The sequence below is a fragment of the Hymenobacter cellulosivorans genome, assembly GCF_022919135.1.
Lineage (GTDB): Bacteria > Bacteroidota > Bacteroidia > Cytophagales > Hymenobacteraceae > Hymenobacter > Hymenobacter cellulosivorans.
The window spans coordinates 1,368,047-1,381,849 of sequence record NZ_CP095049.1 but is presented as its reverse complement, the minus strand read 5'-3'; the positions used below and the strand labels follow the sequence as shown (position 1 = coordinate 1,381,849).

The following is a 13,803-nucleotide window of genomic DNA, read 5'->3' as shown; positions in this document are numbered from 1 at the left end:
CCGGAATATTCCACCCATTATTACTGCCTTCGTATCTATTTTATATGATATGTTATCAGTTGCCGGGGGTATTATGGCTGCCTGTCCTGGCCGACCGGTGGGTTGTATTGGCTATTGTGTTTGGTTTTACGTTTCTGCTGCCTTCACTCGGAACCGGCGCGCTTTATTGGTTTGGGCACGTCGACTCGCTGCTGCTGCGCGAACGAGCCCAGCGCCCCCTGCCCCTGCTACTGGCCACCTTTAGCTTTGGCACCGCCGCGGCCGTGCTTTACCAGCCTTCTGTTTTCGACCCGCTGCTTTATCGCCTGATGACGGGTATGACCCTGGCCGTTTTCCTAACTTTTCTGATTTCGCTGCGCTGGAAAATCAGTGCCCATGCCGTAGGAGTAGGCGGGGCCCTGGGCCTATTACTGCTCTTTCACCTGATGGTCCCGTCAGCGGCTTCCCTGTGGGCTCTGCTGAGCATGGTACTATTGGCCGGCGGCGTACTTAGTGCCCGCCTGGCCCTGAACGCTCATACGCCCGCCCAGGCCTGGGCGGGGCTAAGCCTGGGACTGGGCATCGTGGCGGGCATGAGCCTGGGACTCTGGCTCCGCCTCTGAGGAAGCCACGCCGGTAGCACGACCTAGCCGCGCCGGGCCATTTCCTGTTGCACCAGGGCCTGCACTTCGGGCCGGTCGTAGTCACTTTCGGCCTGGATGTGGGGCATCAGGCGGGTCATGATCTGCTCCTGCTCCCGGCCGCTTTGCCAGGCCTCGGCGTAGGGTGTGTGCGAGAAGGTAACCTGCGAGTACAGCGGCGTCCACTGGTCGGGGTACTGGGCCGAGATTTTGCTTTCAATCTTCTTCTGCAACAAAAAGCGTGGGTCGCCGACCCGGTCGCGCATTTCCTCGAAGTTATACACGGCCAGCTCCGCCATGGCATCGGCGTTGGGCTTGCGCTGCTGCTGAAACTGGTCGAAAATGGCGTGCCAATCGTCGCCGAGCTGCTCCATGAGCTGGTTGAGCACGGTGCAGTCTTCGAAGCCCGCATTCATCCCCTGCCCGTAGAACGGCACAATGGCGTGGGAAGCGTCGCCGAGCAGCAGCACATCATCGTCGAAGGCCCAGGGAAAGCACCGGATAGTAACCAAAGAACCGGTGGGGTTGCGGAAAAACTCGTCGGTGAGCTCGGGCATGAGCGGCACCACGTCGGGAAAAACCTTCTCGAAGAAAGTCTGCACCTGCTCCGGCGTTTGTAAGGAGGCAAAGGAAGACTCGCCTTCGTAAGGGAAAAACAGGGTGCAGTTGAACGAGCCGTCCAGGTTGGGCAGCGCAATCATCATGTATTGGCCGCGGGGCCAGATATGCAGGGCATTCTTTTCCAGCAGCCACTGGCCGTCAGGGCCGGGCTCAATGTTGAGCTCCTTATAACCGTAGTCGAGGTAGCTCTGGGAGTAGCTGTACCGCTCGGTTTTCTGCAAAGCGCTACGCACGGCCGAAAAGGCCCCGTCGGTACCGAAGAGGCGGCGAAACGAATGCTCCTGCTCCTGCCCCGTAACGGTGTCGCGCAATTCGAGCTGGCGCTTGCGCACGTCGAGCCCGACCAGCTGCTGGTTGAAGTGCAGATGGATGCGGGGCTCGGCTTCGGCCAGCGTCAGCAGCGTCCGGTTGAGGCCGGCCCGCGACACGGAATAAATAGCCTGGTTGTCTTTGCCATAGGGCTGAAAGCTCAGGTTGCCGTGTACGTCGTGCATTACCCGGCGGTACATGGGAATGGCCACCTCCCGAATCTGGCTTCCGATACCGACTCCTTCCAACGCCCGCCAGCCCCGGTCCGACAGCGCCAGGTTGATGGAGCGGCCCTCTACTGCGCCGCTTTGGCGCATATCGGCCCGCCGCTCATACACGTCGACGTGATGGCCGCGCCGGGCCAGAAACAGGGAGAGCAACGAGCCGACCAAGCCGGCGCCCATCACGGTAAGCGCCTCGGCAGCAGTGGAATTAGGAGATAAAATAGGTTGGGTGGACATGGGGAGAAAGACAGGAACGGGAAGCTGAACAAATACTGGCGCAAGTAAGCCTTTTCCCGTGGGTTGATTGGGCCGGAAATTATCCGCCTTCGACGGGTAAGGAAGCAAGGTTGAACGGAAATACGAAAATTTCAGCTCAGCGGGCCAGTACCTTGCAGCGTTAAGTCGACGGTAAGGCAGGGAAAGGGACGTGTGCTGACTTGCTTCTCTCTCATTACGTGCTCATGGCTGCCTGATAAGCCAGAGCTTAGTCAACAAGCTCGTCGGTGCGGGGCCACTTATGGGTTTGAGTACAATCTGATCCGACAACGGCGACCTGCCAGAGCGTAATTAAACATTTCTTCTACTCGACCATTCAGCTTCGCAAATACAACCGAACTTACATATTGCTAATATTCAATTAGCAGTTACTGAAAGGCATATAGTCATCAGCATTTTACAATTTGTATTTTCGACTGGCCTACTTTAATTTTGCTGGATTTGTTGCGCTTTTTTTTCATACTCTCCCACCTTTTGCACGTTTTTCTATGAGACAACCTTACCATTTCCTCTTACTTCTATTTTCTTTAGTATTGGCGTCACCTAAGGCCTGGGCCCAGGATGACATTACCGTCAGCGGAGTAGTACAAACTGAAGCCGGGGAAGGCCTGCCAGGCGCCACTGTATTTGTCAAAGGCACCTTTATTGGCAGCAGCACCGACCGGGACGGCAAGTTCCAGCTGCGCGCCGACTTCAGTACCCCACCCGTCGTATTGTCGGTATCCTTCGTGGGCTACGAGAGCCGCGAGGTGCTGCTACAGCAGCCCGACCGGGCGCTGAAGGTGCAACTCAAGGTGAATTCCGTACTGACGAGCGAAGTTATTGCCTCGGCTTCCCGCGTGGAAGAAGGCATTCTGCAAGCTCCCGTAACGGTGGAGAAGCTCAACGCCCAGCAAGTAGAGCGTATCACCACCGCCGACCTGCAGGGTGGCCTGAGCCAGTACAAGGGCATCGACGTAAACAGCAGCAGCCTGCTGATGAACTCGATTAGTACCCGCGGCTTTAACTCGGCCAAATCGGAGCGCCTGATTCAGCTCACCGACTACTTCGATACCCAGAGCCCCAGCCTGAACCTCAACGCGGGCAACCTGACCGGTCTGCCCGAACTCGATGTGGAAAGCGTGGAAATTATTCACGGCCCGGCCTCGGCCCTGTACGGGGCCAACGCCTTCAACGGCGTGCTGCTGCTCAACTCCAAGGACCCCTTCGTAAGTGAAGGCCTGAGCGTGCGGGTGCGCGGCGGCGAGCGGAGCTACTTCGACGGGCAGCTGCGCTACGCCCAGAAGCTGGGCGAGAAGTTTGCTTTCAAAGTGGTCGGTTCCTACACGACGGCCAACGACTGGCTGGCCAGCAACTACTCGGCTACCAGCCCCCTGATTGAGCAGCGCAACAACGCCGAGGGTTCGACGCTGGGCTACAATGCCGTAAACCGCTACGGCGACATAAGCAACACCTACAACAGCGGCCAGCCTTTCCCCGGCGGCGTATCGACCGAGCTAGTGGGCAAGACGATCTTTATGCCCGGCTTCACAGAGGCAACGCTCATTGCCGATGACAACAAAGCCAAGGCCGTTAAGGTGCACCCCAGTATTTCGTACCTGGTAACCGACAACGTGAAAATGACTGTGGGCTACTCCTACTCCCGCGGTACAGCCAGCTACCAGAGCGCCAGCCGCTACCGCCTGCGCGACTTCGGTATCAACCAGCTGCACGGTGAAATCAAGGGCAACAAGTGGTTTTTGCGCGGGCAGTCGGTGCAGGACTTTGGTGGCAACTCCTACGATTTGACTTTTCTGGGTTCCTTCATTCAGGCCTCGCCGGTAGCTGAGGGCAGCCCAATAAACTATGGGCTCCAGTACTTCAGCAAATACAACTCAGCTTACAAGGATGCCCGGGCCCAGGGTCAGACAATGGAGCAGGCTCAGGCTACTGCTCAGGTCCAGGCCAACGCCACCCAGCTGGACCCCAGCAGTGCGCGCTTCAACGAGCTCCGCAGCCGTATCATCAACGACCCGCGGCCGGGCCTGGGCGCCAAGCTTAGCCCTAGCTCCTACCTCAACGAAGGCAACGCGCAGTATAACTTCACCCTGGCCGAAAACACCAGCCTGATTGTGGGCGCGGCTTACCGCAAATTCCGCCTGGGCTCGAATGGCAACTTCTTCTCCGACGACAACGAGCGGATCCAGAACCACGAGCTGGGCGGCTATGCCCAGCTGACCCACACCTTGCTCGACGACCGACTGAAGCTGGCCCTGGCCGGCCGCGTGGATGACTTTAAAAACTTCAGCCCGGCCTTCTCGCCTCGCGCCTCGGCCGTGTATTCGGCCGGCGACAACAAGCAGCACAACTTCCGCGCTTCGTTTGGCCGGGCCTTCCGCTCGCCTACCCAGCTCGACCAGTACATCCGGGTTGACATCGGGCAGGTATTGCTGCTGGGCAACGTGGGCAATGGCTTCCAGGGCTACACGCTGGCTGCCGCCAGCGCCCAGGTTATCGGCGCAGCTCAGTCGAACCCCGCCGTGCTGACCCAGTACGAGTACAGCGTGGCTCCCCTGAAACTGGAGCGCCTGAGCACTTTCGAAGTAGGCTACAAAGGCACGTTCAATGAAAAAATGGTGGTAGACGTGAACTACTTCCGTAGCTACTACAACGACTTCATTGGGGCGCAGCGCTTCGTGGGTAACCGGGACGGCAGCCGCCCCACGGCCCAACAGCTGGGTGCCAACGCAGCCACGCTGCAAACGGCCGGCGGCAACACCCGCATCCTGCAAGTATGGACCAACGCCCGCCAGGAGGTACAAACCCAGGGCGCTGCGTTAGGCGTGAGCTACAACGTGACCCGCCCCCTGACCATCACGGCTAACTATTCGCTCAACCTGATTGACAAGGACAAGCTGCCCGAAGGCTTCCAAACGTATTTCAACACGCCTAAGCACAAGTACAACGTAGGTGCCAACGGCCTGGTATCGAAGCACTTCAACTATTCTGTAAACTACCGTTGGGCCCAGGGCCACCTGTACGAAATGCCGTTTGCCGTGGGCACCCTGCAGGACTACAGCGCTGTAGACGCCTACGTGGGCTACGTAATTCCGAAGGCCTATACCACCATTCAGATGGGCGGCTCCAACCTGTTCAACGCCACCAACACCCAGGTGTACGGCGGCCCGAACATCGGTCGTCTGCTCTTCGCGGGCCTGCTGATTGACATCAAATAAGCAGCCATTACCTCGACAAAAAAGCTCTTCCCGTACGGGGAAGAGCTTTTTTTATGCCGTTACAATGCGGCGAAACGTCAGGTTGAGGCGGGGCCCGATGGGCCGGGCAGTTTTGGGTACGGCGTGTAGCCAGTGCTGCTGGGTGGAGCCACGCATCACAAGCAGGCTACCCGAGGGCAATTCGAGCGTAACAGGCTCATGCGGGGTGCGTTGCGGGTCGCGGGGCCGGAGCCGGAAATTGCGGGCAGCGCCCAGGCTCACGGAGGCAATAACCGGTTCCCGGCCCAGCTCGGGCTCATTATCGGCGTGCCAGCCCATGCTGTCCTGCCCGTGGCGGTAGAGGTTGAGCAGCACACTGTTGAAGCTGGTACCACAGGCGGCTTCTACTTGCTCCCGAAGCTCTTGCAGCTCCAGCGTCCAGGGCAGAGGCTGCCAAGTCAGGCCCGAGTAGGAATACTGGGCCCCGGCGTCGCCGTACCAGGCAGTAAGGCGCGGCTGCAATACTTCCTTGCCAAAAAGCTTGATGGGCTCCTGTCGCCAGGCAATGCTGGTGGTAAGCTCCGTGAGCAGCGTCTGGGCCAGCAGAGCGGGCAGAAAATGAGTATCCAGCAGAACTTCCGCCGCGGGCAAAGGCAGCAAGGTCAGGGCCACGGGCGGCTAGCGTCTCAGGAGTTGCTCCATTTCGGCCTGCACCTTCTTGGGCTGCTGCTTTATCAGGTAGGGCAGCGCCTGCTGCAGGCCCCACACAATGGCGAAGCTGATCAGAATCGGAATAATGATGCTCCGGCTCCGGTACTGTTCCGTCTGGACATAACGTGGCCAGAACCAGAGCAGATACACCAGAATGGCTGGCACGTTGAACAGCAGGTTGCCCAAAAACGGGTGTAGCCCCTGCTGAAACATGGCCCACTGTAACACTAGCCCGGCTACTCCCAGGTATAATACGATAAAGAGCAGCAACCCCAGTAAGGCCCGCTTGCGGCCCAGGCGGAACAAATTGATGCCCAGTAACACGCCGCCTCCGAGCATCGTCATAGACAGCATCGAGAAAATGGCAATGGAGCTGGGTGAGTACAGCTCGGGCATGGCGGCCGAAACCGTGGCGGGGTCGGCGGCCCGAGCTTCCAGCTCAGCTTGTTCCCGGGCGGCCGTTTCGCGGGCCACCTGGGCCTGCACGGCCGTTTCCAACGCGGGCCGCACCAGCTCCTCATCGGGGTGGGGCTGGCCCCGGCGCCGCAACTCATCGAAGGCGGCCAGCACGGCATCGTCGCGGTACTGGTCTCGGCCCGTCACGTATTGGCGCAGCTCGGCGTCGGTTTTGCGGGCCATTTTATCCGCGTATTCTTCGGCCATGATTTTAGAGAAACTAGAACGTCATCAGAAACTACTGCTGCTTCTACGTAAGATGGGCAACAAAAAACGAACAACTATTTGGCTTTCCCACTAGCCCACTCAGCCAATACCTGCCCGGCACGCTGTACATCCCCGAACGAATTGTAGAGCGGCACCGGGGCCAGCCGGATTACGTTGGGCTCCCGCCAGTCGGCAATGATACCGGCGGCGGCCAGATAGTCGAACAACTGCCGGCCGTTCTGGTGCACCAGCATCGAGAGCTGGCAGCCCCGGGCCGCGGGGTCACTGGGCGTAATGATTTCCAGCACCTCGGCGGGCAGCTCCAGACGATGCACCAGGTATTCGAGGTAAGCGGTGAGCTGTTCGCTCTTGCGGCGCAACGCAGGCATGCCGCCGGCCTCATCCACCAAGGCCAGGGCCGCGCGGTGAATGGCCATCGGGAAAATCTGGGCGTTGGACAGCTGCCAGCCGGCGGCACCTTTCATTGGCCGGAAGCCTTTTTTCATCTGAAACCGGTCGGCCGGGTCGTGGCCCCACCAGCCGGCCAGGCGCAGTAAATCGGGCTGCTCGGCAAACCGCTCGTGCACGAACACGCCCGAGGTACCGCCGGGGCCCGAGTTGAGGTACTTGTAGGAACACCAGCAGGCAAAATCCACGTCCCAGTCGTGCAGGTGCAGCAGCAAGTTGCCGGCGGCATGGGCCAAATCGAAGCCGACCTTGGCCCCCACCGCGTGGCCGGCCTGGGTTATGGCCGCCATGTCGAAGGCCTGGCCGGTGTAGTAATTGACTCCGCCCAGGATAACCGTCGCCAGCGTATCGCCGAGCTCCTGAATGGTGGCCACAATGTCTTCGGTGCGCAGGGTATGCTCGCCGGCACGGGGCCGCAGCTCCACGATGGCCTCATCGGGCGCGAGGCCGTGCAGCCGGGCTTGCGACTCCAGCGCATACTGGTCGGAAGGAAAAGCGCCGCCTTCCATCAGCACCTTATAGCGCGTGGCCGTGGGCTGGTAAAATGACACCAGCAGCAAGTGCAAATTGGTGGTCAGGTTGTTCATCACCACCACTTCCACCGGCTTGGCCCCCACCAGGCGGGCCGTGCTGTCGGTCAGGGTTTCGTGGTAATGCATCCAGGGCGAGGTGCCATGAAAGTGACCTTCCACGCCCAGCTTCTCCCAGCTCTCAAACTCCTGCTCCACGGCGGCCCGGGCCGCTTTGGGCTGTAGACCCAGCGAGTTGCCGCAGAGGTAGATGCTGGGCTGTCCGTTGGGGGCCAGGGGAATGTGAAACTGGTTACGAAAGGCACGCAGCGCATCCTGAGCATCAAGCTCGGCGGCAAATTCGGCAGTGGGCTGGAAGAAAGTCATCGGGGGTAAAGATAAGCGGCTGGAGCTGGGCACCCGATTCAGGGGAAGTTGCGTCGGCGGGAGGCAGGTATTAGAGGCTACTCAGCTCCTACCAAGGCTCGGGAGCCGGTTTCTGCCAGTTAAACAGGAGCCTTGGGCCACGCTCAAGCTGCAGCTGCGTTTGCATGGAAACGTAGAAGCAGCCGGCTACCAGTACCGCATACACCACTACGCCGATGAGGAGAGTAGGCAGGGAGCTATGCCGCCAAATGCGTACCGGATGCAGGCCAAACACCAGGCAGGCTGCCAGCAACAGGTGCAACGGCAGCAGAAACCGGCACTCCATGGCCACTGGCAGGGTAGCGGCGCATTGCCCAATTAGGGCGAGCAGCACCAATACATTTGTCACACGCCAGCGGGACGGCCGCCAACCCACCCGGTAAAGCAGTATGGCTAATCCGCCCAGTAGAATGGTATAGTTCAGCCAGGCCGTCTTCCAGGTCGAAACATAGACTTCCCAGATGTACGGATCAGAGTATTGAATATCCAGTCCGTTGAACAGGTGGCGCATCCATACCCCGAGCACCGTTCCAGGCTCGCGCCGGATAAGCTCCATGTATTGATCGTACGATTCAATTTTATCCCACCCAGTAGACTCCCACAGGCGAATGCCCTCCGGGTCTTTAAAAACGATCATCGGGCTGGGATAGTCGCGGCCGATATTGGTTTCGTACTTCTGATCGTAGAGGCCCAGTTTTAGTTGCTGCAAATACAGACTAGGCTCATCGGGCATACTGGTCAGGATCAGGGGGCTGTTCACATTGAAGTGGTGCTGGTTGATGAGCAGCTGCGGCCACATGATTAGGGCTACGCCCACAATAAAAGCCAACTGCCGTCCCCACTTCCGCCAGTTTTTCATTCCTGCCATTCCTGCCACCCTTGCTTCAGCTACCAGTGGCCAGAAGCAAATAAGGGCGACCAGGGGCAGTGAGGCCGTATACACGGGCCGAAAGTTGGCGGCCGTGGCCACCAGCAAGCCCGCCAGCAGACCACTAACAACAGAGCGGCTCCGCAGCACGATTATCAGGCTGCCAGCCAAAGCCAGCAGGGCCGGCAGGTCGGTGAGAGGATACTTGAAATACCCCCGCCAGAAGATAAAGCCAACAGCGCCGAACAGGAGCCGCCTGATTAGGGACACCCGCTTCTGGTCGGGGGCCTGCACCGCTTCCCACAGATTGGGCCCCACCATGCCAAACAGCATGGCCGCCAGCCCGGCTCCAATGGGATAGAACACATCCATAGTGGCAAGCTGGTGCTCGGCGACAAATTTGGTCAGGGGTGAGAGCAGCAGGGGAAACAGATACCCCCGATACAGGCTGTCGAAGCCATAAAAATTGAAGTAGCCACTAGCAACATATTGAATGGCATAGTCCCAGTAGCCCTGCGAATCATACAGGAAAAAGCGGGGAGCTTCTTCGGGTAGCGGAGAGTAATAAACGGCCCATAGCACCAGCATGGCTATTATTCCCGGACGGGCCGCCCAAAATTGCTTCAGGCGTTGATACCAACTACTGGACTTACCGGACGTGGCGGTTAACTGCATTTATCTTTTCTTGTACTTGTACTTGTAAATCAGGAGGGTTGACTTCCTTAGCGTAATAAAATAGTGGGCTTACAAAGCTACGCATGACGGCCCAAAGGCGTGAAGCCAGCCGGGTTTACCCCCAACCACTCCAGCGCGTTGGCCCCCAACATGCGCGCCTTCATTTCGTCGGGATACGGCATGGATTCAATCAGCTGCCCGGGCTCCAGTTCCCCCAGCGGAAACGGGTAGTCGGTGCCGAGCACGATTTTGTCGGCGCCCATCGTCTTTACCAGGTAGTCCAGCATCAGCGGGTCGTGCACCAAGGAATCAACCCAGAACTTGCCCAGGTACTCGCGCGGATTGACTGGGTTATCGACGGCACACAGGTCGGGGCGCACGTGAAAGCCGTGCTCGATGCGCCCAATGGTAGAGGCAAACGAGCCGCCGCCGTGGGCCACGGCAACGCGCAGCTTAGGCAGGCGCTCCAGCACACCGCCAAAAATCAGGGAACAGAGCGCCAGGGTACTTTCGGCGGGCATACCCACCAGCCAGGGCAGCCAGTACTTGGGCATTTTCTGCTGGGCCATCATATCCCAGGGGTGGACAAACACGCAGGCGCCCAGCTCCTCGGCGGCAGCAAATACTTCGAATAGCTCAGGCGCGTCCAGGTTCCAGTCGTTGACGTGGGAGCCAATCTGCACGCCGGCCATACCGAGCTCCTTTACGCAGCGCTCCAGCTCCTTCACGGCTAAGTCGGGGGCCTGCATCGGGATGGTGCCCAGGCCCACAAACCGGGTGGGGTAGCGGGCCACCACGCCGGCAATATGGTCATTGAGCAGGCGGCTCAAATCCAGGGCATCGAGCGGCTTGGCCCAGTAGCTGAACATAACGGGCACGGTGCTGAGCACCTGCACATCCACACCAAACTGGTCGTACTCGCACATCCGGACCTGCGGATCCCAGCAGTTGTCCTGAATTTCGCGGAAGAACTTATCATCCTGCATCATGCGAGCACAGCAGGGCTTGTGGTGCTCGAGCCGGATAAAGCCGCCGTAGCCGTACCGCTCGCGCAGGTCGGGCCAGGTTTCGGGCAGGATGTGGGTGTGAATGTCGATTTTGAGCACGCCAGCGGGGTGGGATGGGTGGACAGGAGGTGGGCAGTGCCTGGGGGTGGGTTACCAGCTAGTCTTGAGGAAAACCTGCTTGTACTGCTCCCACGTCATGTAGCAGCAGTCAATCATGCCAATGTAGTACTGGTAATTCTGAATAAGGCTCATAATCAGCAGGCAACCGACCAGAGTACCCAGCAGTGCCGGCGCGGGCCAGAGGCGGGCAGGCTGCCCCACCCAGCGTTGCCAAAAGGCCGCCAAGCCAAAGCTCAGAATAGGATACATACTGATTAGGGCTCGGCCGCCATAGCTACCGCCGTACTGCCAGTTCCACCAGCAAAAAGTCACGTAGATATAGATGGGTACCAGAATCAGGAGCAAGGGCAGCACCGGGGCCGCCCAGCGCCGTACCCAGGCAATACCGATGAAGGGCAGAATCAGCAGCGGGGAGTAAATCAACCAGCCTTTCTGAATGCTGAACAGGCCCAGCAACACGTGCGGGTCGGCAAAGTGGAAGGTTTCTCCTTTGTAGAACGGTATTACCCACTGGCCCCCGACCAGCTTCCAGAACAGAAACTGCATACCGCCGATGAGCAGCACCAAGCCCGCAATCAGCAGGCACTGGACCGCGTGCTGCCACCAAAACCGCAACCGCTCAGCAATGGCCGGCCGGGTCGTCAGGCCCCAGAGCACGGGCACGGCCATCATCATAACTTCCGACGGGCGAATCAGCACCATCAGGCCCCCGATGGCACCCAGGGCCATGGCTGCCCCCACGCTGCCCCGCTCGTACCAGCGCCGGGTAGCGATGAGCAGCAAGGTGTTCATCAGGAACAGGGTACCGTGCGACATTAGTGCGTCGTAGGTGGCGTAGGTAAACAGGTTGGTACCCAAAGCCAGAACCAGCAACGTGAGGGCCACCACGTGGTCGGCGAAGGAGCGGCGCAGCTCCCGGCCCAGCAGGGCCAGGCCCAGCAGCACGTAGGCCATACAGCCCAGCGACACCATGTACTGATAGGCTTTTTCGTAGCCGTTGGTACCAGTACGCCCCTGGATAGTATAGGCGGTCTTGGCCAGGAAGAAAAAGGGCGAGTACGCTACGGACATGCCCATCGGAAACTTGAAGACCACCTTGCCATTGGGCAGGGCGACAAAGTCCCACTGCGGATCAATATCGGGCCGGGAGGCAATGCGGGCCTGTTTTACCCAAGTGCCGTCCCCCAGGTCGTGCAGCAAAAAGGCCGAGGGCAGATACATATAGTATCCGCCCCGGTCACTGACGAACACGTCGTTTCGTTCCCAGCGTGGCGTTTTGCAAATAGCGGCCAGCATCAGCAGCGCAATACAAATCCAGACGTAGCCGGTGTGTGAGAGCGGTAGTAGCCCTTGCTTTGCTTTTTGAAAATCTACCATCTAATTATTTGGTTACAACACATAGTCGGGCCGACGGGCGGAAAGCCGACCGTCAGCAGCCGCGGTGGCCCCGTTCCGGTTCGGGCCCACTGCACCGTTGAGGCTACAAAGAAATCGATAAAGCCGCGACTAGTTGGTATCCCCTCCCCATAAAATGTCGGGAGGCTAGCTCACGGGCGCGGGGGCTGCCATATAGGTACCGCACTGTTTGCAGGTGCGCAGGTCGTCGTTTTGCCAGAAGGCGTTCATGATGGGTGGCAGCTGCTGCACGATGTCGGTTATTTCGGCAAACTCCTCGTGGAGCTTGTGCCCGCAGTTTTCGCAGTACCACTGGAAGCCGTCGAGCTCCCCGGCCGTGCGGTAGCGCTCCAGTACCAGGCCTACGGTGCCAGCGGGCCGGCGGGGCGAGTGGGGCACGCCGCCGGGCAGCAGAAACATTTCCCCGGCCTTGATTTCGATATCCACCGGCTTGCCGTCTTCAATGATCTTGACCACGATGTCGCCCTCCAGTTGCAAAAACAACTCTTCGCCTTCATCGTAATGGTAGTCTTTGCGGGCATTAGGCCCCCCCACGACCATTACAATAAAGTCTTTGTTGTCTTTGAAAACCTGCTGGTTACCGACTGGTGGCTTCAACAGATGACGGTGTTCATCAATCCAGCGCTGAAAGTTGAAAGGGCGAGTAACGGGCATGGCGGAGGTGGTTTGGTTGGCTGTACGGTGGTAAACTAGTGAAATAGGGAGTCAGTAAGTTTATCATTCGAGCCGCGCAAACAGCACCACCAGGACAAAACTCACTATAGCCCCATCTCTCTTTGGTGCTCAACTTACGCAAAACCGCTCAACCGAGTCGCAGAGGCTTATCAACACCGTATTTAACTACTTTTAACCCGTGCAACTCGACCTTACCTCCCATCGCGCCCTTGTGGGCGGCAGTACCCAGGGCATCGGCCGCGCCGTAGCCGAAGAACTGGCTCAGCTCGGCGCCACCGTCACGCTGCTGGCCCGCAACGAAGCCAGCCTGCAGCAAGCCGTGGCTGAGCTGCCCCGCCCCCAGGGCCAGCTCCATGACTACCTCGTAGCCGACTTCACTGACCCCGACCAGTTGGCCAGCCGCCTCCACGAATATTTGGCGGCGCACCCCGCAGGCTTTCACACATTAGTCAACAACACGGGTGGTCCGGCCGGCGGCCCGATTCTGGCAGCCCCGGTGCAGGCCTTCCGGACCGCGTTTGAGCAGCATCTGGTTTGTAACCATCTGCTGGTGCAGGCCGTGGTACCGGCTATGCAGGCCCGTGGCTACGGCCGTATCATCAACATCATCAGTACTTCGGTAAAGCAGCCGCTGGCGGGCCTGGGCGTATCAAATACTATTCGGGCGGCCGTGGCCAACTGGGCCAAGACCCTGGCCAATGAGCTGGGCGGCAGCGGCATCACCGTCAACAACGTGCTGCCGGGCGCCACTGTGACCCAGCGCCACACTTCCCTGATTGAGAAGCGCGTGGAGCAAACCGGGCAGACCGTAGAAGAAATTGAGGCCACTATGCTGCGCAGCATTCCAGCCGGCCGCTTTGGGCAGGCTGCCGAGGTAGCAGCGGCCGTAGCGTTTTTGGCAGCCCCGGCGGCGGCCTACATCAACGGAATAAATGTGCCTGTAGACGGCGGGCGTACCGGTAACCTATAGTTTTCTTAGCAAGCCTACCGAATTACCGGGGCGCGTCGGGATTCTATCTTA

Annotated in this window: 11 protein-coding genes; 3 read left to right on the top strand and 8 right to left on the bottom strand. The window is 59.2% G+C overall.

The features are described 5' to 3' along the window. The first annotated feature begins 44 nt into the window (after nt 1-44). Nucleotides 45-602 (top strand): hypothetical protein, encoded by a 558-nt coding sequence (locus MUN80_RS05920; RefSeq protein WP_244720866.1) that lies wholly within the window; start codon nt 45-47, stop codon nt 600-602. A gap of 23 nt (nt 603-625) precedes the next feature. Here MUN80_RS05920 and MUN80_RS05915 read toward each other — a convergent pair whose 3' ends face one another. Beyond that, entirely contained in the window at nt 626-2,011 is a 1,386-nt protein-coding gene (locus tag MUN80_RS05915; RefSeq protein WP_244720863.1) for an FAD-dependent oxidoreductase, read from the bottom strand. Nucleotides 2,012-2,583: 572 nt separating this feature from the next. Between MUN80_RS05915 and MUN80_RS05910 the strand changes: the two genes are divergently transcribed. Continuing rightward, entirely contained in the window at nt 2,584-5,265 is a 2,682-nt protein-coding gene (locus tag MUN80_RS05910; RefSeq protein ID WP_244720853.1) for a TonB-dependent receptor, read from the top strand. Nucleotides 5,266-5,316: 51 nt separating this feature from the next. Here MUN80_RS05910 and MUN80_RS05905 read toward each other — a convergent pair whose 3' ends face one another. The 7 genes from MUN80_RS05905 to MUN80_RS05875 form a co-directional block, all read right to left on the bottom strand. After that, nucleotides 5,317-5,916: an alpha-ketoglutarate-dependent dioxygenase AlkB family protein gene (locus MUN80_RS05905; protein ID WP_244720851.1), complete on the bottom strand. Its 600-nt coding sequence runs from the start codon at nt 5,914-5,916 to the stop codon at nt 5,317-5,319. Nucleotides 5,917-5,922: 6 nt separating this feature from the next. Then, nucleotides 5,923-6,618, bottom strand: coding sequence for a hypothetical protein (locus MUN80_RS05900; RefSeq protein WP_244720848.1), 696 nt, complete (start codon nt 6,616-6,618; stop codon nt 5,923-5,925). Nucleotides 6,619-6,692: 74 nt separating this feature from the next. Then, nucleotides 6,693-7,982, bottom strand: coding sequence for a kynureninase (gene kynU / locus MUN80_RS05895; protein ID WP_244720845.1), 1,290 nt, complete (start codon nt 7,980-7,982; stop codon nt 6,693-6,695). A gap of 88 nt (nt 7,983-8,070) precedes the next feature. Next, nucleotides 8,071-9,477, bottom strand: a complete 1,407-nt coding sequence (locus MUN80_RS05890) for a hypothetical protein (RefSeq protein WP_244720842.1) — start codon at nt 9,475-9,477, stop codon at nt 8,071-8,073. A 164-nt stretch (nt 9,478-9,641) separates the two neighbouring features. Next, complete coding sequence (locus MUN80_RS05885; RefSeq protein WP_244720839.1) at nt 9,642-10,670, bottom strand: amidohydrolase family protein; 1,029 nt, start codon at nt 10,668-10,670, stop codon at nt 9,642-9,644. A gap of 51 nt (nt 10,671-10,721) precedes the next feature. After that, nucleotides 10,722-11,987, bottom strand: a complete 1,266-nt coding sequence (locus MUN80_RS05880) for a hypothetical protein (RefSeq protein WP_244720836.1) — start codon at nt 11,985-11,987, stop codon at nt 10,722-10,724. 246 nt (nt 11,988-12,233) lie between these two features. Further along, nucleotides 12,234-12,761: a 3-hydroxyanthranilate 3,4-dioxygenase gene (locus tag MUN80_RS05875; RefSeq protein WP_244720833.1), complete on the bottom strand. Its 528-nt coding sequence runs from the start codon at nt 12,759-12,761 to the stop codon at nt 12,234-12,236. A 199-nt stretch (nt 12,762-12,960) separates the two neighbouring features. Between MUN80_RS05875 and MUN80_RS05870 the strand changes: the two genes are divergently transcribed. Further along, nucleotides 12,961-13,752 (top strand): SDR family oxidoreductase, encoded by a 792-nt coding sequence (locus MUN80_RS05870; protein ID WP_244720831.1) that lies wholly within the window; start codon nt 12,961-12,963, stop codon nt 13,750-13,752. Nucleotides 13,753-13,803: the final 51 nt, after the last annotated feature.

Bases quoted from the DNA above. Each gene is read 5' to 3' on its own strand.
- MUN80_RS05920 (WP_244720866.1), top strand. From the start codon at position 45: ATGATATGTTATCAGTTGCCGGGGGTATTATGGCTGCCTGTCCTGGCC.
- MUN80_RS05915 (WP_244720863.1), bottom strand. From the start codon at position 2,011: ATGTCCACCCAACCTATTTTATCTCCTAATTCCACTGCTGCCGAGGCG.
- MUN80_RS05900 (WP_244720848.1), bottom strand. From the start codon at position 6,618: ATGGCCGAAGAATACGCGGATAAAATGGCCCGCAAAACCGACGCCGAG.
- kynU (WP_244720845.1), bottom strand. From the start codon at position 7,982: ATGACTTTCTTCCAGCCCACTGCCGAATTTGCCGCCGAGCTTGATGCT.
- MUN80_RS05890 (WP_244720842.1), bottom strand. From the start codon at position 9,477: ATGCTGGTGCTATGGGCCGTTTATTACTCTCCGCTACCCGAAGAAGCT.
- MUN80_RS05880 (WP_244720836.1), bottom strand. From the start codon at position 11,987: ATGCTGGCCGCTATTTGCAAAACGCCACGCTGGGAACGAAACGACGTG.
- MUN80_RS05875 (WP_244720833.1), bottom strand. From the start codon at position 12,761: ATGCCCGTTACTCGCCCTTTCAACTTTCAGCGCTGGATTGATGAACAC.